Annotated in this window: 18 protein-coding genes; 1 reads left to right on the plus strand and 17 read right to left on the minus strand. The window is 47.5% G+C overall.

Annotated elements, in window-relative coordinates; all coding sequences use genetic code 11:
• Positions 1-104 precede the first annotated feature (104 nt).
• The 17 genes from accA to rpsB form a co-directional block, all read right to left on the minus strand.
• Positions 105-1,064: an acetyl-CoA carboxylase carboxyl transferase subunit alpha gene (gene accA, locus DI392_RS04925; RefSeq protein ID WP_109318794.1), complete on the minus strand. Its 960-nt coding sequence runs from the start codon at positions 1,062-1,064 to the stop codon at positions 105-107.
• Positions 1,065-1,110: 46 nt separating this feature from the next.
• Positions 1,111-4,590 carry a DNA polymerase III subunit alpha gene (gene dnaE / locus DI392_RS04930; RefSeq protein WP_109318795.1) on the minus strand — a complete coding sequence of 1,160 codons (3,480 nt, stop codon included), beginning with the start codon at positions 4,588-4,590 and terminating at the stop codon, positions 1,111-1,113.
• Complete coding sequence (gene rnhB, locus DI392_RS04935) at positions 4,583-5,191, minus strand: ribonuclease HII (RefSeq protein WP_109318796.1); 609 nt, start codon at positions 5,189-5,191, stop codon at positions 4,583-4,585. Before rnhB ends, dnaE begins: the two co-directional genes overlap by 8 nt.
• Positions 5,184-6,332 (minus strand): lipid-A-disaccharide synthase, encoded by a 1,149-nt coding sequence (gene lpxB / locus DI392_RS04940; RefSeq protein WP_109318797.1) that lies wholly within the window; start codon positions 6,330-6,332, stop codon positions 5,184-5,186. The genes rnhB and lpxB overlap by 8 nt, the downstream gene beginning before the upstream one ends.
• Positions 6,333-6,563: 231 nt before the next feature.
• On the minus strand, positions 6,564-7,352 hold the full coding sequence (gene lpxA / locus DI392_RS04945) for an acyl-ACP--UDP-N-acetylglucosamine O-acyltransferase (protein ID WP_109318798.1): 789 nt from the start codon (positions 7,350-7,352) through the stop codon (positions 6,564-6,566).
• Between the two features lie 5 nt (positions 7,353-7,357).
• Positions 7,358-7,789 (minus strand): 3-hydroxyacyl-ACP dehydratase FabZ, encoded by a 432-nt coding sequence (fabZ, locus tag DI392_RS04950; RefSeq protein WP_181388369.1) that lies wholly within the window; start codon positions 7,787-7,789, stop codon positions 7,358-7,360.
• 114 nt (positions 7,790-7,903) lie between these two features.
• Positions 7,904-8,923 (minus strand): UDP-3-O-(3-hydroxymyristoyl)glucosamine N-acyltransferase, encoded by a 1,020-nt coding sequence (gene lpxD, locus DI392_RS04955; RefSeq protein ID WP_109318799.1) that lies wholly within the window; start codon positions 8,921-8,923, stop codon positions 7,904-7,906.
• A gap of 13 nt (positions 8,924-8,936) precedes the next feature.
• Positions 8,937-9,446, minus strand: coding sequence for an OmpH/Skp family outer membrane protein (locus DI392_RS04960; protein ID WP_109318800.1), 510 nt, complete (start codon positions 9,444-9,446; stop codon positions 8,937-8,939).
• A gap of 12 nt (positions 9,447-9,458) precedes the next feature.
• Positions 9,459-11,885, minus strand: a complete 2,427-nt coding sequence (gene bamA, locus DI392_RS04965) for an outer membrane protein assembly factor BamA (protein WP_109318801.1) — start codon at positions 11,883-11,885, stop codon at positions 9,459-9,461.
• 93 nt (positions 11,886-11,978) lie between these two features.
• Positions 11,979-13,337: a sigma E protease regulator RseP gene (gene rseP / locus DI392_RS04970; protein WP_109318802.1), complete on the minus strand. Its 1,359-nt coding sequence runs from the start codon at positions 13,335-13,337 to the stop codon at positions 11,979-11,981.
• Positions 13,334-14,542 carry a 1-deoxy-D-xylulose-5-phosphate reductoisomerase gene (gene ispC, locus DI392_RS04975; RefSeq protein WP_109318803.1) on the minus strand — a complete coding sequence of 403 codons (1,209 nt, stop codon included), beginning with the start codon at positions 14,540-14,542 and terminating at the stop codon, positions 13,334-13,336. The genes rseP and ispC overlap by 4 nt, the downstream gene beginning before the upstream one ends.
• 64 nt (positions 14,543-14,606) lie before the next feature.
• Positions 14,607-15,449, minus strand: coding sequence for a phosphatidate cytidylyltransferase (locus tag DI392_RS04980; RefSeq protein ID WP_109318804.1), 843 nt, complete (start codon positions 15,447-15,449; stop codon positions 14,607-14,609).
• A gap of 10 nt (positions 15,450-15,459) precedes the next feature.
• Complete coding sequence (locus DI392_RS04985; protein WP_109319028.1) at positions 15,460-16,215, minus strand: undecaprenyl pyrophosphate synthase; 756 nt, start codon at positions 16,213-16,215, stop codon at positions 15,460-15,462.
• Between the two features lie 121 nt (positions 16,216-16,336).
• Complete coding sequence (frr, locus tag DI392_RS04990) at positions 16,337-16,894, minus strand: ribosome recycling factor (RefSeq protein ID WP_109318805.1); 558 nt, start codon at positions 16,892-16,894, stop codon at positions 16,337-16,339.
• 107 nt (positions 16,895-17,001) lie between these two features.
• The gene (gene pyrH / locus DI392_RS04995) at positions 17,002-17,724 is read right to left on the minus strand and encodes a UMP kinase (protein WP_109318806.1); all 723 of its coding nucleotides are present in this window, start codon (positions 17,722-17,724) and stop codon (positions 17,002-17,004) included.
• A gap of 166 nt (positions 17,725-17,890) precedes the next feature.
• Positions 17,891-18,733 carry a translation elongation factor Ts gene (gene tsf / locus DI392_RS05000; protein WP_109318807.1) on the minus strand — a complete coding sequence of 281 codons (843 nt, stop codon included), beginning with the start codon at positions 18,731-18,733 and terminating at the stop codon, positions 17,891-17,893.
• A 165-nt stretch (positions 18,734-18,898) separates the two neighbouring features.
• Positions 18,899-19,636, minus strand: a complete 738-nt coding sequence (rpsB, locus tag DI392_RS05005) for a 30S ribosomal protein S2 (RefSeq protein WP_146194519.1) — start codon at positions 19,634-19,636, stop codon at positions 18,899-18,901.
• 363 nt (positions 19,637-19,999) lie between these two features.
• Here rpsB and map point away from each other — a divergent pair, with 363 nt between their 5' ends.
• Positions 20,000-20,878, plus strand: a complete 879-nt coding sequence (map, locus tag DI392_RS05010; protein ID WP_109318808.1) for a type I methionyl aminopeptidase — start codon at positions 20,000-20,002, stop codon at positions 20,876-20,878.
• Positions 20,879-20,998 lie beyond the last annotated feature (120 nt).

Below are 20,998 nucleotides of genomic sequence, written 5' to 3' on the forward strand. Positions count from 1 at the left end.
GAATGACGATATTTTTTAACTATAATTTCTCGTACTGTTTTAGCTATAGAGGCACAATACTTATACCTTTATAGCCTCTAGAAGCGAAGCGATCTAGTCTCTAATCAGCAATACCCGTAATTCATCAGACGCTGATAACGACGCTCACGCAGAGTATCTTCATCCAGAACTTCAAGCGACTCAAGCTGTTCCAGAAGTACGGCTTTCAGGTTCACAGCCATCTGGATCGGATCACGGTGCGCGCCACCCAGTGGTTCTTCGATCACGGTATCGATCAGATCCAGTTCTTTCAGACGAGGTGCAACCAGCCCCATCGCTTCAGCAGCCTGAGGTGCCTTATCCGCATCACGCCACAGGATAGATGCACAGCCTTCAGGTGAAATGACAGAATAGGTAGAGTATTGCAGCATATTAACGTAGTCACCCACACCAATAGCCAGTGCACCACCAGAACCACCTTCACCAATCACATTACAGATGACCGGCACTTTAAGCCCAGACATGACTTTCAGGTTACGGGCAATCGCTTCTGATTGTCCGCGCTCTTCCGCTCCAACGCCAGGGTAAGCACCAGCAGTATCGATAAAGGTAATAATCGGCATTTTAAAACGTTCCGCCATTTCCATCAGGCGGAGAGCCTTACGGTAACCTTCAGGTTTCGGCATGCCAAAGTTACGCTTTACCTTTTCCTTGGTTTCTCTGCCCTTCTGATGACCGATAACCATAACCGGACGATTATTTAAACGGGCGATACCACCCACAATCGCTTTATCATCAGCATAAGCACGATCGCCTGCCAGTTCTTCAAATTCCGTAAAGGCATTCTCAATATAATCCAGCGTATACGGACGTTGAGGATGGCGAGCCAGCTGAGCAACCTGCCATGCGCCCAGATCATTAAAGATTTTTTTCTTTAATTCCTGACTTTTTTCTTCTAACTGGTGAATTTCTTTGTCTAAATCGACAGAAGCATCGCCACCATGACGAGATACATCGCGAAGCGCTTCGATCTTTGCTTCTAGTTCAGCGATAGGCTTTTCAAATTCAAGAAAATTCATGCTCATCTATGAATCCTTATTTATTCAGTTACGTGTTCGATGCAACTGGATTTTAGTTAAATTCGAGTTCTACCTGGTCTTTACCAAGCAGCTGTTTTAATTCATCTAATAACGAATCATTCGGAGTGACGCGCCACTCCGTACCTAATTCGATTTTTGCTCTGGCATCTGCCCGCTGGTAATAAATATGAACAGGAACCGTTCCTGCTTTGTGCGGCTCCAGAGTGCGGGCAAAACGCTCAAAAAACTGCTCATCTATCTGTGACTGAATAATAGACACTGACAACCCACGGGCGTATTTTTCCCGTGCTTCGCCAAGATCTAAAATTTCGCGGGCCGACATTTTAAGGCCACCGTTGAAGTCATCAAAGCTGACCTGTCCGGATACGATCAGAATTCTATCTTTTTCCAGCACTTCTGCATACTTATCAAGTGCATCAGAAAACAACATCACTTCCATCCGGCCGGAACGATCATCCAGTGTCATGATGCCAATCCGCGTTCCGCGCTTGGTGGTCATGACCTTAGCCGCCACCACCAGACCCGCTACCGTCAGAGACTGATCACGCCGGGTTGGTGTCGCATCTTTTAATCGACAACTGGTAAAGCGCCCAAGTTCCTTAAGATACTCATTTATTGGGTGTCCGGTTAAATAAAGCCCTAAGGTTTCACGTTCAAAATCCAGACGCACCTTCTCGGGCCACTCTGGTGCCTGAGCATAAGCCTGTTCCACTTCCTCAGGAGCTTCTGTCAGAACACCAAACATATCTGCCTGACCAAAAGCTTCGGCCTGATGATACTGGCCTGCGGCTTTCACCGCGTCATCGACAGACGCTAACATCGCAGCACGGTGTGGGCCAAGACGATCCAGCGCACCAGCCTGAATCAATTTTTCAATCACCCGCTTATTTACTTTCTTCAGATCAATACGGGCACAGAAATCAAACAGGTCTTTAAAATAGCCACCCTTATTACGGGCTTCTATAATATTCTCTATCGGGCCTTCACCCACGCCTTTAATTGCCCCGATACCATAAACAATCGCGCCATTTTCATCCACATTAAAGCGATACAGGCCCGAGTTAACGTCAGGTGGCATCACCGTCAGCTTCATCCGGAAGCACTCGTCCACCAAGCCAACGACTTTCTCGGTATTGTCCATATCTGCCGTCATAACCGCAGCCATAAACTCAGCTGGGTAATGGGTTTTCAGCCACAACGTCTGATAAGAGACCAAAGCGTAAGCGGCCGAGTGCGATTTGTTGAAACCGTAACCAGCAAACTTCTCTACCAGATCGAAGATTTTCATTGCCAGTTCGCCATCAACACCGTTCTTTTCAGCACCTTCCTGGAAAACAGCACGCTGCTTCGCCATCTCTTCCGGCTTTTTCTTACCCATCGCACGGCGCAGCATATCCGCTCCACCCAGCGTATAACCAGCCAGAATCTGAGCAATCTGCATCACCTGTTCCTGATACAGGATGATTCCGTAGGTTGGTTCCAGGGTCTCTTTCAGCGATTCGTGCTGCCAGGTTTCATCCGGATAAGAAATGGCCTCACGGCCATGCTTCCGGTCGATAAAGTTATCTACCATGCCCGACTGTAGCGGGCCGGGACGGAACAGGGCAACCAGTGCGATGATATCTTCAAAACAGTCGGGTTGAAGGCGTTTGATCAGATCCTTCATGCCCCGGGATTCCAGCTGGAATACCGCCGTAGTTTCTGAATTTTTCAGTACCGTAAATGAAGCGGCGTCATTCAGAGGAATCGACTCGATACGTACCTGATCTTTCCCTTCCCGTTCCATACGCGGATTGATCAGACCCAGCGCCCAGTCGATGATGGTCAGTGTCCGCAGGCCAAGGAAGTCAAACTTCACCAGACCGGCTGTCTCTACATCATTTTTATCAAACTGGGTAACGGGGTGATGCCCTTCCGCATCACAATAAATCGGCGCAAAATCCGTAATGGTGGTCGGTGAAATAACCACCCCACCCGCGTGCTTACCGGCGTTACGTGTCACCCCTTCCAGTATGTGACACATATCGATCAGCTCTTTTACCTCTTCATCAGCTTCATATATTTCAGGAAGCTGAGGCTCGGCTTTAAACGCCTTATCCAGTGTCATCCCCGGATCGGGCGGGATCAGCTTAGAGATACGGTCAACAAAACCGTATGGGTGGCCCAGAACCCGGCCTACGTCACGGATAACCGCTTTTGCTGCCATGGTACCAAAGGTGATGATCTGCGATACCGCATCACGGCCATACATTTCGGCGACGTGATCGATTACCTGATCACGTTTATCCATACAGAAATCGACGTCGAAGTCGGGCATGGATACCCGTTCCGGGTTAAGGAAGCGTTCAAACAGCAGGTCATATTCCAACGGATCCAGGTCGGTAATTTTAAGCGCATAGGCCACCAGAGAACCGGCACCGGACCCCCGGCCCGGACCAACCGGCACATCGTTATCTTTGGACCACTGGATAAACTCCATCACGATGAGGAAGTAGCCAGGGAACCCCATCTGGTTGATCACATCCAGCTCAATCTGCAAGCGATCATCATACTCAGGTCGGCGGCGCTGACGCTCTTCCGGATCCGGAAACAGGAACTCCAGCCTGTCTTCCAGACCTTCCTGTGATTTCTTAACCAGGAAATCTTCTATCGCCATCCCTTCTGTCGGGAAGTTCGGCAGGAAGTACTCACCCAGCCGGACAGTCACATTACACCGCTTGGCAATCTCGACACTGTTTGCCAGAGCTTCAGGAATATCGGCAAACAGTTCGCACATTTCCTCTTCGCTACGCAGATATTGCTGAGCGCTGTAGTTTTTCGGCCGGCGGGGATCCTCAAGGGTGTAACCATCATGGATCGCCACGCGGATTTCATGAGCGTCAAACTGATCTTCGGTCAGAAATACCACTTCATTGGTCGCAACGACCGGCAGATCGCTTTTCTCTGCCTGTTCCAAAGCAAAATGCAGATAGCTTTCTTCGTCCGCTCGACCAGTGCGGGTCAGTTCAAGATAGAAACGATCCGGAAAATACTGCTGATAGAAGTCGATACATCGGTCAACGAGAGGCTGGTTACCTTTTAGCAGAGCCTTACCCACCTCACCGTTTTTGCCACCGGAAAGCAGGATCAGCCCCTCACAGTGCTTGACCAGCCACTCCCGGTCAATAACCGGCTGGTGCTGAACATGCCCACGCAAATAAGCTTCGGATATTAATAAGGTGAGGTTGTTATACCCTTTATTGTCTGACGCCAGAACTGTCAACCGGGTGAGCTCATCGCCGAACTCTTGTGACTGCATCGCAAAATCAGCCCCGATGATAGGCTTAATGCCACAACCGTGTGCTGTGTTATAGAACTTGACCAGCCCACACAGGTTAGTGAAATCAGTAAGCGCCATTGCCGGCATCTGCATCTCGGCAACTTTTTTGACCAGAGGCGGAACCTTCGCCAGGCCATCCACCATGGAGAAGTCGCTGTGTACGCGTAAATGTATAAACTTAGGATCAGCCATTTTCCAGAATTCTTCTCACCGGCTTAAAACTTTTTCTGTGCTGCTCGATTACTCCGTGCTCTTCTATGGCAGCAAAATGCGCCTTGGTCGGATAACCTTTATGTTTGGCAAACCCGAATTGCGGGTACTGCTTATCCAGCTCTTCCATTTCCTGATCCCGGATCACCTTCGCCAGTATGGAAGCCGCGCTAATTTCAGCCACTCTGAGATCGCCTTTCACTACTGCCTCTCCGGGCATAGAAAGCTCTGGTACACGGTTACCATCAATAAGGACATAATCCGGCTGAATACTCAAGCCAGCGACAGCGCGCTGCATCGCCAGCATGGTCGCGTGCAGGATATTCAGCTCGTCAATTTCAGCAGGAGAACAACGACCGACTGACCAGGCCAGCGCCTTTTCCTTGATTTCAGGAAACAATGCCAGTCGCTTCTTTTCTGATAATTTTTTTGAATCCGTCAGCCCTTCGATCGGATTATTGGGATCCAGAATCACGGCGGTGGTCACAACATCGCCGACTAACGGACCCCGCCCGACTTCATCAACACCAGCGATGAGCTGATAACCAGACGGATAGTCAAACGGAGGGAATTCTTTAGTCATTTTTTTGCTCAATCAATCTTAATACAGCTTTAGCGGCCTGTTTGTCAGCATCTTTACGAATTAACTGGTGCAGCCCGGCAAAGGTCTCCAGCATATCAGTCGTGTCCCCGGTCAGCAGGCGCTCCGCTTCTTCAGCCAGGTTTGCTGCCGTACAGTCTTCCAGTAAAAATTCTTTCACCACTTCTCTGCCGGCCAGAATATTTGGCAGGGACACGAATTCGGTTTTCACCAGACGTTTTGCAATAAACGCTGTAATCGCATTGACCCGGTACCCCACCACCATAGGGCGGTTAACCAGCATGCATTCCAGTGCCACCGTACCGGAAGCAAGCAGAACCGCGTCAGACGCCTGGATAACATTACGTGCCGTATCGTCCACCAACACAAAACTGAGTTCCGGGGCCAGCTCTTTCCATACCAGCTCAAACTGTTCACGTCGCTTCGGGTTTACCAGAGCAACGACAAAGCCCAGCTCGGGATACTTACTTTGTAGCTTCTGACAGGCTTCAATAAACGGCTGAGCCAGCATCTTCATTTCCGAACCGCGACTGCCCGGAAGTACCGCCAGCCAGCGCTTATCCTGCTCCAGCCCCAGCAACGTTCTCGCTGCTGACTTGTCGTTTTCTAACGGGATACTGTCCGCCAGAGTGTGTCCGATAAACTCGCACGGCACAGAATATTTATCACAGAATGTTTTTTCGAACGGCAGAAAAGCCAGAACCAGATTGGTGGCTTCTTTAATCTTAAAGATGCGTTTCTGACGCCATGCCCATACTGACGGGCAGACATAATGAACCGTTTTTATCCCGGCGAATTTGAGATCTTTTTCCAGGCGCAGATTAAAGTCAGGCGCATCGATACCAATAAACACATCCGGCGGGTTATCGGTAAAATAACGAACCAGTTCTGCTTTTACTTTCAGCAGGCGAGGCAAACGGCCAAGCACTTCCACCAGCCCCATCACGGCCAGCTCTTCCATATCAAACAGGGATTCACACCCCTGCTCGATCATTTTAGGGCCACCAATACCGACAAATTCAGCGTCAGGGTAACGGTTGCGGATCGCTTTTATCAGTCCTTCACCTAAGGTATCACCTGACAGCTCACCAACAACTATGCCGATTTTCAGAGGAGGTCGCATACTTTTTCCATAATAGAGACTAGAGACTAGAGACTAGAGACTAGAGACTAGAGACTAGAGACTAGAGACTAGAGACTAGAGACTAGAGAGAGTACAGAACGCTTCGCTTTGAGAATACAGAAAAGCATCTTATTTAAAGATCATCATCATCCCTGCGAAGGCAGGGATGATGATATATTTACCCTATTTGGCATTCCAGCAAGTAAATATCCAGCCTCACTTCTTCGGCCTCTAGCGGATAATCCCGCGTTCAGAGTTATCCAGAAAATCCATAAACACTTGTACGGACTTATATTCTGTCGCTTCTTTAGCTATTTCAGTTTTTGCTTCAGCCAGCGTCATACCACTACGGTAAAGCGCCTTGTAAGCACGGCGGATAGCCAGGATTTCTTGCTTCTCAAAGCCCCGACGCTTCAGACCTTCCACGTTAATACCAAACGGCTCACAGTGGTTACCCTGCCCCATCACATAAGGCGGCACATCCTGAACAACAATAGAACCACCCCCCAGCATACAGTGCTCACCAACATGGCAGAACTGGTGTACCGCAGACATGCCACCGATAATGGCATGATCACCCACAATAACATGTCCGGCTAAGGTTGCATTATTGGCAAAAATACAACGGTCCCCAATCACACAGTCATGAGCGACATGGGCATTAATCATAAACAGGTTGTCGCTACCGACTTTGGTGATCCCTGAATCCTGAATCGTACCACGGTGCATAGTTACGCTTTCACGAATGGTATTACGGTCACCAATATCAAGACGGGTATCTTCACCAGCGTATTTCAGGTCCTGGCAAGCCTCACCAATAGAGGCAAACTGGAAGATTTTATTCTCTTCACCAATCGTTGTCGGCCCTTTCACCACCACATGGGAAAGTAGCTCGGTACCCCGACCAATTTTTACCTTACTATCGACAAAACAGAATGGGCCAATTTTTACATCGGCTCCAATGACAGCACCTTCTTCAACAATAGCAGTAGGGTGAATTTGTGCAGTTTCATGAATCATAATTATCAGAACTCTCGACGGGCACATTTCAGTTCGGCGGAGCAAACGACTTCGCCATCAACTTTGGCTACACCGTTAAACAGAGCAATACCTCTGCGCTCCTTAATAAACTCAACTTCAATAATCAGCTGGTCGCCCGGAACAACCGGCTTACGGAACTTCGCATTATCAATACTTGCAAAATAGTATAGTTCGTTTTCCGTAGGAGCTCCGAACGTTTTAAACGCCAGCAGGCCTGTTGCCTGAGCCATTGCTTCAAGAATCAATACACCCGGGAAGATAGGTAACTGAGGAAAATGACCGGTAAACTGAGGTTCATTCACTGAGACATTTTTAAGGCCGATAAGGTATTTACCTTCTTCGTAATCCGTCACGCGATCAATCAGCAGGAACGGATAACGATGTGGCAGCAGTTCGCGAATTTCAGTCACATTCATCGTTTTCTTTTCAGTAGTCAAAATCATCTTCCTATATAACAAATCAATAAACTGGCAGGGATTATAAACGAAAAAGACCTGCAAACGGCAGGTCTCTGTAAAGAAATATCTGGATTAAGATTCCAATTTCTTCTCGATAGCTTTGAGACGCTTATTCATGTCGTCTATCCGATGTACCCGGGCTGCCGTCTTGCGCCATTCTTTATTCGGTTGCAATGGGATACCGGAGGAGTACATCCCCTTCTCATCAATACCTCGCATCACCATTCCCATTCCGGTAATGGTGACACCATCAGCGATCTCAATATGCCCATTGATAACAGTACCACCGCCGATAATACAATATTTACCAATCTTAGTACTGCCGGCAACAATAGTGCCTCCGGCCATTGCTGTGCCATAGCCGATGTGTACATTGTGGGCAATTTGCATCTGATTATCGATAATCACGTTATCTTCGATCACCGTATCATCCAGAGCACCACGATCAATGGTGGTACCGGCACCAATCTCAACCCGGTTACCGATACGTACCGTCCCCACCTGTGGGATCTTCACCCACTCGCCTTTATCGTTGGCATAACCAAAACCATCAGAGCCAATGACGGTGTTTGCCTGAATCAGACAGGATTCACCCAGTTGTACCTCATGGTAAATCGATACATTAGCCCATAAGCGGGTATCAGCCCCGATGGTCGCGTTTTTTCCAATAAAGCAGCCAGCCCCAATAGAGACATTATCACCCAGCGTTACTCCTGACTCTATCACTGCATTGGCTCCAATGGATACATTCTCTCCGAGAATCACATTATCTGCGATGACCGCCGACGAATGCACCCGCTCTGCGGGTTTTGGTGTCGTATCCAGAGCCTGAGCCACACGCGCGTAAGCCAGATAAGGGTCATTCACCACCAAGACATTGGTTGTGCACAGCTCACGTTCGGTGTCTTTGACCATGACCGCAGAGGCAGCACATTCTGACAAATGCTTCCGATACTTAGAGTTAGACAGGAAGGTGATATCACCTTCCCCTGCTTTATCCATCGCGGCAACAGCAGTAATCACTGTTTCACCATCACCGTAAAGCTCTCCACCGGTAATGGCTGCCAGTTCTGCAAGAGTAATTTTTGGCATAATTTTCAGTTAATTATTTTAATTCAGCTAACACTTTTTCTGTCAGATTCAGATCCGGCTTGGCGTATTGCAGTGCCTGACTGTCAACCACAATATCATAACCTTCAGCCTCAGCGATTTTGCTCACTGCATCCTGAATCAGTTTACCCATATCACGCTGAGCGTTATATTCACGCTCCTGGCGCTCTTTCTTAAACTTGTTTGCCTTTAGCTGTCCTTCTTTCTGCAGCGAAGCTATCTCAATCTGCAGCTTCTGCAGGCCTTCCTCTCCGAGCAGCTCACGGTCACGCTTAGCCTGTTCAATCTTGGTATTGATCTTCGCTTCCAGCTTTTGCAGCTCAGCTTGGTCGTCACGGTTTTCCTGCTGCAGCTGTTTAACAATCGCTTCGCGCTGAGGCAGTTTACTCATCAGGTAACCAGTGCTGACATAGCCAATTTTTTGCACCGCTTCTGCTGAATGCGCCATAAATGAAGAGCTCAGAATTACAAGGCTAATACCTGCTGCTTTTACAATCTTTTTCAAAATAATATCCTTTTAGAAGGTTCGACCGATAGTGAATGTGAAGAACTCTTCGTCATCACCATCGTATTTCTTAATAGGTTTCGCTACGGCAAACACCAGAGGCCCCATCGGAGACATCCACTGTAGTGCCGCACCGTATGAAGAACGGTAATTCGTCGGATCAGAATAATCATAGTAATAACGCTGACCATACAAAACGTCACTTGAATTATCATCAAATTCAGTATCCCAGACACTGGCCATATCATAGAAAATACTGGTTCGGATCTGACTCTGCATCTCATCCGAAGCAAACGGTGTCGGTACAATTAACTCGGCACTGGCCAGAGCGGTGGCGTTACCACCAACAGAATCATCTGTCGCAATATACCCGGAGTTGTTACCACTGCTTCCACTGGCTGACAATGAACCTTCATCATAAATCGCCTTCGGACCGGCTGAGTTAGAACCAAAGCCCCGCAGCGTGGTAAAGCCCCCGGCGTAGAAGTTTTCATAAAACGGGTACAGGTTGTCCGCCCCGTCTGTCTGACCATACCCGTTACCGTATCCCAGACGTCCACGTAGTAACAGAGTAAACTCATGCTTTTTGGTCAACGGGAAGTACTGGCGCGTATCGTAGCGCATCTTGAAGTACTGCACATCCGAACCGGGTACCGTCATGGTATACGTAAAGCGTTGATGACTACCCGCTGTCGGGAAATACCCTCGGTTCAGGTTATTTCGGGTCCAGGTCAGCGTTAAATCAAAGTCATCAGCCTGCAGGTTAGTTGCATCACAATCCCCCAGGTTACACAGGAACTGCTGCACCTGAACATAAGGGTCCAGATTTTCAATCTTGGTATGAGTATAACCAACGCCCATTTCCAGGAAATTCAGCTCATCATACGGGAAACCCCAGGTCAGACTGCTGCCGTAGCTTTCGTTGGTGTAATCCACGATACCGGCATCAGACGCCTCAAACTTGTTATAGAACACCTTGCCACCCAGGCTGACACCATCCAGGTTCCAGTATGGGTCCCGGTACTCCAGGCTCACATTCTGCTGATAGTCATTGGTTGTGGCACTGATCCCCACCCGGTTACCGGTACCGGCAAAGTTATCTTGCTGCAAACCTACCTGAAAGCTCACCCCTGACTCTGTACCATAACCGATACCAAAGTTAACGCTGCCTGAGTTAGCCTCTTTGACTTTGTACACCAGATCGACCTGATCATCCGTACCCGGCACGCGCACGGTCTGGACGTCTACTGACTCAAAAAAGCCAGTACGGTTCAGACGGGTCTTACCCGTTTCTATCGATTTAGAGTTCAGCCAACTGCCTTCCATCTGACGCATTTCACGGCGCAGGACCTCATCTTTGGTCAGCATATTGCCGGTAAAGCGGATATCCCGTACATAGATACGCTTACCCGTTTCAATATGCAGATTCAGTACGACTTCCTGCTTTTCATCATCGAATTCAGGGACAGTCCGTACCTGAGGATAGGCATAACCAGCTTCCCCCAGAACCTTTTTCACATTCTCTTCCAGAGACGTTACCTGAGAGCCGTTGTAAATATCGCCATTTTCAAACGGGACGAGTTGCTGAAACTCCGCTTCTTTACCGATCAGCTCTCCGCTGAATTTCACACCTTCGACGGTATAAGGTTTGCCTTCATCCAGCACCAGCGTGATGTATACCCCTTTCTTATCAGGAGATATGGCGACCTGTGTTGAGTCAATCTTAAATTTCAGATAACCCCGGTTGAGGTAGTAAGAACGCAGAGACTCGATATCTCCGGCCAGTACCTGTTTCTGATATTTATCATCAGATAAGAAGTTCCACCAGGAAACATCGGCGTTCAGATCAAAGCGGGACTCCAGTTCTTCATCGTCGAAGACTTCATTGCCGATAAAGTTAATCTGCTGAATCTTGGCAGAAACCCCTTCAGCAAACACAAACTTAAGATCGGCCCTGTTCCGTGGTAATGGTGTCACCACCGCTTTTACCGATGCGTTGTATTTCCCCACGCTGTAATAAAAATCTTCCAGTCCTTTCTCTATCTGACTGAGCGTAGTTCGATCAAGAGACTCGCCAACGCGGATATCGGAAGCATCCAGATTCTGCTGCAACTGTTCTTCTTTTATTGCCTGGTTTCCTGAGAACGCGATACTGGCAATCGTCGGCCTTTCCTTTACTTTAACCAGTAAAGCATCGCCGTCTCTGTATACCTGAATATCTTCGAAGTTTCCTGAAGAATACAGAGCCTTGATAATGTCAGACACATCTTGAGAATCGACTGTATCTCCGACACGGACCGGCATTTTCAACAAGGCTGCGCCCAGCGCAACACGCTGCAGGCCTTCTACATTAATATCCTGAACTACAAATTGATCCGCCCCACTCGCTGCAGTACTCGCTACAAGCAGTGAAGTCAGCAGTATTCGCTTAATCGCCATACCTGTTCTGATTATTCCTTGTTACTTCTTTTTTGCTTCTGACTAACAGAAAAAGCAAAAGCTGTTATTGGCCTACGGTACTACTGAATCAGTTCACAGGCGCATAAAATCATTAAAGATCGCAATAGCCATCAGAGAAAAAATAATGGCTCCGCCGATACGATATCCCAGCTCCTGTGCCTTTTCCGGCACTGGCCTGCGAATAATCGCTTCTATCGCATAAAACAACAGATGCCCGCCATCCAGAATCGGTAACGGCACCAGGTTAATAATCCCCAGGTTAACACTGATCAAAGCCAGGAACCCAAGGAAATGAACTAATCCGTAGTCTGCCGTTGCGCCTGCACCTTTAGCAATAGAAATCGGTCCGCTCAGGTTCTCTAGCCCGACATCTCCGGTGATCAGTTTTTTAAGCATAGTGAACGTCAGGTCGATAAGCTGACCTGTTTTTTCAATCGCTTTACCAACAGATTGAAATACACCATATTTAATTTCAATGCGATATTCTTGTGGCCATTCTGCTACATCAGGCGCGATCCCGGCAAATCCGATAACGCGGTCTCCAGACAGCCGTCGGCTTTCCGGTGTTAGTAAGAGCTCTGTTATTCCACCATTACGCGCCACTTCGACCCTTAATGTTCGTTCGGCGGATGCCTGTATTCTGTTAACGACCTGCAGCCATTCGGTAACGGGTTCTCCATCAATAGCCACTATTTTGTCACCAATGATAAACCCGGCTTCGTCTGCGGCCCCACCTTCTGACACATGTGCCACCGAGGTATAAATTTCCGGACTATATGGCTTGAACCCGAGCGTAGTCATTGCCGACTCGGTTTCCGGATCAAACTGCCACTGGCTAAGATCCAGAGTAACCGTCTGTGTTGAACCTATCTCATGTTCCGGTGTTACTGACAAACTCATCTGGTTATCACCAATATGAGATATAAGCTGCATATTGACCGATTCCCAGTCTGCGGTTTGGATTCCCGAAACCGCCTTAAGCTCCATACCTGGCTTAATTCCGGCTTCTGCCACAATAGAATGAGGAACAACCTCACCAACAACCGGCTTAACAGCAGGAACGCCTATCAGGAAAACCAGCCAGTAAGCAAATATGGCAAACAGAAAGTTAAAGACAGGCCCGGCAGCCACAATCGCACTACGCTGCCACAACGGTTTATAATCGAACGCCAAATGCTTTTGTGAATCGGGTACTTCTTCTACCCGCCCATCCAGCATTTTCACATAGCCCCCCAGAGGAATAGCAGAAATACTGTATTCTGTACCGTCTTTACCCGTTTTTTTCCATAAAGATTTACCGAAACCAATGGAGAATTTTTCCACCTTCACTCCACAGCGGCGTGCGACCCAGAAGTGTCCAAACTCATGAACAGCAACCAGCACTCCAAGTGCAATAATAAAGCTGGCAAAATTCCACAGTATATCTGTCATAGTGACCGTTCTCTGACTATTTCCGTTGCTAAGACTCTGGACATTCTATCCAGCTCGAGCAAGCTTTCCAAGCTGCGTTCATCAGTATGATGAGTTCGTGCGCAAACCTTTGAAAGTACTTGTTCATTGACAGCGGCAATATCAGTAAAGTTCAGTCTGTTATGTAAAAAAGCATCCACGGCAATTTCATTTGCTGCATTTATCGCCGTTGTAGCATGCTGCCCCTCATAGCAAGCGTCCATTGCCAGCTTAAGGCAAGGGTAACGAGCAAAGTCGGGCTGGAGAAACGTTAATTCGCTGACCTTTGTAAAATCCAGAGGAGCAACGCCCGAAGCAATACGCTTCGGATAAGACATGGTTAACGCAATCGGCGTACACATATCCGGCTCTCCCATCTGAGCCAGTACCGAACCATCTTTGTACTGCACCATGGAGTGGATTACTGACTGAGGGTGGATAAGGACTTTGAGCTGTTCCCGGGTACAGTTGAACAACCACCTGGCTTCGATATACTCCAGCCCCTTGTTCATCATTGTGGCAGAGTCAACGGAGATCTTCGGCCCCATAGACCAATTGGGATGAGCAATGGCCTGCTCAGGGGTTACATGAGACAGTGCAGAAACATCGGTATAGCGGAAAGGACCGCCAGAACCGGTAAGAAGAATATGTGAAATACCATTCTGTTCTAACTGGCAGCGGCCTATCTGCTGCTGAACCTGTTCAGGAAGACACTGAAAAATCGCGTTATGTTCGCTGTCAACCGGGAGCAATTCCGCGCCTGACTTTTCCACTTCTTCAATAAACAGCTTACCGGACATGACCAGCGCTTCTTTGTTGGCCAGAAGTACTCGCTTGCCGGCTTTAACGGCAGCCATGGTCGGCACCAAACCAGCAGCCCCGACTATTGCCGCCATGACGGTGTCAACGTCATCTAACGCAGCAACCTGACTCACTCCGTCTTGTCCGGCAAGAACCTCTGTCACCATTCCGGCCTGACTCAGGCGCTGTTGCAAACAGCCAGCTGCCGCCGGGTCTGACATGGCAGCATATTTGGGTTTCCATTGCACACAAAGCTCAAACATTTTCTCCACATTTGAGCCGGAAGCCAGGGCGGTCACTGAAAAGTGTTGCGGATTTTCCGCAATGACTTTAAGGGTGCTGGAACCGATAGAGCCGGTTGCACCTAAGATAGTAATATGTCGCATTCCTACACACTGCATCTGAAAAAATTATAGATGAGCTAAGGGGAGGAAGCCCCCTCTAGTATCATCAGAACAGGAAATAAAGTAAGGTAAATACCGGAAAAGCTGCGGTCAAACTGTCAATTCGATCCAAAATGCCACCGTGTCCGGGAATGATGTTGCTGCTGTCTTTAATGCCGGACACTCGTTTAAACATGCTTTCAGCCAAATCACCGAGCACCGATATCACAACCGTGCACAAGGTAATCAAAATCATAGAGAACGTGCTGGTAAAGCCCACATCAAACCAGTCAGCGGCAAACCAGCCAACCACCAGGGCCGCCACAACGCCCCCCATCAGACCTTCCAGTGTCTTATTCGGGCTCACTTTAGGTGCCATTTTATGTTTACCAAAACTTTTTCCGGCGAAATAAGCGCCACTGTCAGCAGCCCATACCAGAAGACACACAAACATGACGAGCTTGGCTCCATGATAAGGGTCTGCGTCAATACCATTTGCCCTAAGTAACAAGATACTCCAGAAGAAAGGGATCAGTGTCAGCATTCCGAACAGGTGACGTAAAGGATTGTTTGATTGCCAGGCGGTTGTTGATTTGGGATAAGTGACCGCCAGAATACTGGCAATGACCCACCAGACTGATGCCGCAGCGAGAATCACATAATGACTGCTTAGCACCTGATTCAGACTGTCCACTGTGGAAGGCAGCAAAAAGTAGCTGAGAAACAGAGCGACCGTTGTAGGCAGCATCGCTGACATACGAGAACGGCCATCAACAAATTGAGCCCACTCCCAGACACCTATCATAGTGATAGCCAGCAGTGCCAGCTCAAATAAAGGTAAAGAAAGAGTAAATATACCCAACACCACAAGAGGTGCCAGAATTAACGCGGTAATAATTCGTTGTTTCAAGTGCGTTATCCTATTTATTATTCATCAGAGCTTTAATCTGCTCTCCAGTACAACCAAATCGTCTCTCACGGTTAACAAACCACGACACAGCCTCAGCCAGGCTCTCTTCGTCAAAGTCTGGCCAACATTCCGGGGTAAAATACATTTCGGCATAGGCCAGTTGCCATAACAAAAAGTTACTTATCCGACATTCACCGCTGGTACGGATCAACAGGTCAACCTCTGGAAGATCAGCCATCGTCAGGTGCTGCTGTACCAGAGACTCGGTAATATCCTCGACCTGTAATTCGCCTTTACGGACGTCTGAAGCAATCATCTTCACAGCATTCGTGATATCCCACTTGCCACCATAATTTGCAGCAATGTTCACGACCATACCACTATTACCCGCGGTAAGCTCTTCTGCACTGGCAATTTTATTCTGTAGTCGTTTGCTAAACTGAGTCTTATCGCCAATCACTCGAAGGCGAAGATTATTTTTATGCATCCGTTTCACTTCTTTAGATAAAGCCGTAATAAACAGCTCCATCAACAAGTTCACTTCTTCCGCTGGACGACGCCAGTTTTCACTACTGAATGCAAAAAGTGTGACCGCTTTGACACCAAGATTAACAGCGCCAGAAATGGTTTTCCTGACCGCCGTAACACCCGCTTTATGCCCAAACACTCGGGGTTTACCCTGAGCTTTAGCCCACCGGCCGTTGCCATCCATAATAATGGCAATATGTTTAGGAACAGATTCTAAAGAAACAGGAGTATTCGACATAAAGAAACTACGACACAGATTGGTTAAAAAAATTTGCATAAAAAAACGCCGGGTAGCTGGCTGCCAACCACAGCGTTTTTTCTTTACACATTTATGTGCACAAAAGCCAGTTTATGGATAATTAAACTTCCATCAACTCTTTTTCTTTCGCAGCAAGAGCTTCATCTACTTTCTGAACGGCTGCATCTGTGATTTTCTGGATTTCTTCCTGAGCTTTGCGATCTTCATCTTCAGAAATCTCTTTCTCTTTCAGCAGAGCTTTCAGATCACCATTCGCATCACGGCGGATATTTCGGATCGCAACACGGCCATTTTCAGCTTCACCACGTACAATCTTAACCAGGTCCTTACGACGTTCCTCTGTTAGCGGAGGAAGTGGTACACGGATAACCGTACCAGCAGACATAGGGTTTAGACCCAGATCTGACATCATAATCGCTTTCTCTACTTTTGGAGCCAGCTCTTTATCAAATACAGTGATGGCTAACGTACGTGCATCTTCTGCAATCACGTTTGCAACCTGGTTAAGAGGTGTTGCTGCACCATAGTATTCAACTGAAATACCAGAAAGCAGGCTTGGGTGAGCACGACCAGTACGAACTTTGCTCAGGTTATTTTTCAGTGCATCTACACTTTTTTCCATGCGCTCTTGTGCGCTAGTTTTAATTTCGTTAATCACGTTTTCACCTTAATGTTCTTTCTATAGATTCAGAAGAAAAGCCTAGCTCTCTAATCTCTTCTGATCTAAAACCTGTTGTTAGTTATAACTATGTCTGATGCTTAAGCTTAGCTGATCAGAGTACCTTCAGCTTCACCCATCACAATTCGGCGAAGCGCACCTGGTTTGTTCATATTAAATACCCGAATTGGCATTTTATGATCCCGGGCCAGCGTAAAGGCAGCTAAGTCCATTACTTTAAGCTCTTTTTCCAGAACGTCATTGTAAGCAAGGTTATCATACAGCTCTGCATCTGGGTTGGCTACAGGGTCAGCACTAAATACGCCATCAACCTTAGTGGCTTTCAGAACCACATCGGCTTCGATTTCGATACCACGCAGACACGCCGCAGAATCCGTAGTAAAGAATGGGTTACCGGTACCCGCAGAAAAAATAACCACACGGCCCTGACGTAGCTGGCTGATGGCATTCGCCCAATTATAATCGTCACAGACACCATTCAGAGGAATAGCAGACATAACACGAGCGTTAACGTAAGCACGATGTAGCGCATCACGCATCGCAAGACCATTCATAACCGTCGCCAGCATGCCCATGTGGTCACCCACAACACGGTTCATACCCGCTTCAGCCAGACCGGCACCACGGAACAGGTTGCCACCACCGATCACCAGCCCCACCTGAACTCCAAGTTCAACCAGTTCTTTTACTTCCTGAGCCATACGGTCAAGAACCGCAGGATCAATACCAAACCCCTCTTCTCCCTGAAGAGCTTCACCACTAAGTTTTAACAGAATACGCTGATATGCAGGTTTAGGATTAGTAGCCATGGAGTTTCCTTCCAAACAGTGTTGTTGTTAACAGTTACCATTTAATATTTGCTTATACCGAACTTAAGAATATTCGCCAGCATACAAAAACCAAATGGTAACGGTTATCTGCAAAAAGACCGTAGTCTTAACTACGGCCTTTTCTATAAGCATTAAACGCGAAGGATTAACCTTTCTGCGCTGCAGCTACTTCTTCAGCAAAGCTCATTTCTTCGCCTTTCTCGATACCTTCACCCACTTCCAGGCGAACGAAAGTAGCAACAGAAGCACCACGCTCTTTAAGGATGTCACCTACAGATTTCTTAGGTTCCATAACGAACGCCTGACCAGTCAGAGAGATTTCGCCAGTGAATTTCTTCATACGGCCGATAACCATTTTCTCTGCGATTTCAGCAGGCTTGCCTTCGTTCATTGCGATTTCAACCTGAACCGCTTTCTCTTTTTCTACTACGTCAGCTGGTACGTCTTCTGGGTTTACGTACTCAGGCTTAGACGCTGCTACGTGCATTGCAACGTGCTTAAGCGTTTCTGCATCGCCTTCACCAGCAACAACAACACCGATTTTCTCACCGTGACGGTAAGAAGCCAGAGCAGTACCTTCAACATACTGAACGCGACGGATAGTTACGTTTTCACCGATTTTAGCCACTAGAGCAACACGAGTTTCTTCGAATTGTGCTTGTAGTTCTTCAACAGAAGCTTTAGAAGCAAGAGCTGCTTCAGCAACTTCGTTTGCAAACGCAGTGAAGTTAGCATCTTTAGCAACGAAGTCAGTTTGGCAGTTAACTTCAAGCAGAACAGCAACACCATCAGCTTCTTTGATGATGATCGCGCCTTCAGCCGCTACGTTGCCAGCTTTTTTAGCAGCTTTAGCAGCACCAGACTTACGCATGTTTTCAATTGCCAGTTCAACATCACCATCAGTTTCAACAAGCGCTTTTTTACATTCCATCATGCCTGCGCCAGTACGTTCGCGCAGTTCTTTAACTAGAGCAGCAGTAACAGCCATTCTCTATTCCTCAATTGATTCTGGATAAGATAAAAATCAGGGGCCTGACAATCGGCCCCTGATACTAACTATAGCTTAGTTTATGTTTAAGTAGTGTGTCACAAAAACAGAGCCGGCATAAACAAACTACCGGCATCACTAAGTGTATGACGTCAGAGTCCGCTATTATTCAGCAGCTTCTTCTACGAAACCATCTTGCTCAGCAGCTACAGCAGCTACGTCTTGGTTACGACCTTCTTTTACAGCGTCAGCTGCAGCGTTCAGGTATAGCTGAACCGCACGGATTGCGTCGTCGTTACCAGGGATGATGAAGTCAACACCGTCAGGGTCTGAGTTAGTATCCACAACAGCGTATACTGGGATGCCCAGGTTGTTAGCTTCTTTAACTGCGATGTGTTCGTGATCAGCGTCGATTACAAACAGAGCGTCAGGCAGACCGCCCATGTCTTTGATACCACCAAGAGATTTCTCTAGCTTCTCCATTTCACGGGTACGCATCAGAGCTTCTTTCTTAGTTAGTTTGTCAAAAGTGCCGTCTTGAGACTGAGCTTCAAGATCTTTCAGACGCTTGATAGACTGACGAACAGTTTTGTAGTTAGTCAGCATACCGCCAAGCCAGCGGTTGTTAACGTAGAACTGGTTGCTTGCAATAGCAGCTTCTTTAACAGCTTCAGATGCAGCACGCTTAGTACCAACGAAAAGAACTTTACCTTTTTTCTCGCCAACTTTAACCAGCTCAGCAAGAGCGTCGTTGAACATAGGTACAGTTTTTTCCAGGTTGATGATATGAACACGGTTACGAGCACCAAAGATGAATGGCTTCATTTTTGGGTTCCAGTAACGAGTCTGGTGACCGAAGTGAACACCAGCTTTTAGCATATCGCGCATTGATACAGTTGCCATTTTAAAATCCTCTATGGGGTTAGGCCTCCACATACCCCATGCATCCGACTTACCACCAGCCATAAATATGGCTAACAAACAGTGTAAGCACCCCGGAACATGTGTCGGTACGTGTGTGATTTAAAGATAAATTGTTTATAGGTCAAAAACCGGCTTCGCCATGATTTGTCACCAAAGTTCACTTTAGTTTGCAACCAGAGAGATAACAGACCTTTGACTTGGCGCGCTTTATACCATATTTTGCCCCTCTATTGCCAGTAATATGCTTAAATTACTTTAAGATTCAGGATTACTAATAGAATCCATTGCGGTTATGTTGACCACTGGTAGAATACGCCTATTGCAGTAGAGCTGAGAAACGAAATGACAATCAAAATCAAAACCGAAGAAGAAATAGAGAAACTACGCGTAGCCGGTAAACTGGCGGCTGACGTGCTGGAGATGATTGAACCGTATGTTAAGCCAGGAGTCACAACAGAAGAACTGGACCAGTTGTGTCACAAGTTTATCGTCGACAATGGCGCGTATCCCGCTCCTCTTGATTATCACGGTTTTCCTAAAGCGACCTGTACTTCTATCAACCACATCGTCTGTCACGGCATCCCTGCGACAAAAGATGAAATGGGCAGCACAGGTAAACTGAAGCCTGCTGTATTGAAAGACGGTGATATTATCAATATTGATATCACGGTGATCATTCCTGACGATAAAGACGCCTCACTGGAAACCCGACCTCAGGGCTACCACGGGGACACATCCCGTATGTTTCTGGTAGGCGATGTTTCACCGGCCAATAAACGTTTGTGCATGGTTACCCAGGAAGCACTGTACGTAGGTATGCGTAAAGTAAAACCAGGGGCAACGGTCGGAGATATCGGCACCGCCATTGATAAGTACATCAAAGAAAATAACAAAAAAAATCCGCGAAATAAGTTCTCTATTGTCAAAGACTTCTGTGGTCACGGCATCGGTGATGAATTCCATGAAGAGCCACAGGTAGTTCACTACCGTAATAATGATCGCAGAGTTCTGAAGCAAGGCATGGTCTTCACCATTGAACCAATGATTAATGCCGGGAAGTTCGGCTGTTCAGTCGACAGTGAAGACGACTGGACCGTCTACACGGGTGATGGTAAAAATTCCGCGCAGTGGGAACACACTCTTGTGGTGACAGAGACAGGCTGCGAAGTCCTGACATTACGCTCTGATGAGACGATTCCCCGTACCATGGTAAATAACTAATCTCCGGACCATTTGGCCTACTACAGGTATTCCCTTCATAGGGAATACCTTGTCCGGATCCCTTTCCCCGCGACCATCATTATTTTCATCGCCATAAAGCGGCAGATTCACATTTTTACA

Origin of the sequence: Vibrio albus (assembly GCF_003144035.1) — a bacterium.
GTDB lineage: Bacteria > Pseudomonadota > Gammaproteobacteria > Enterobacterales > Vibrionaceae > Vibrio > Vibrio albus.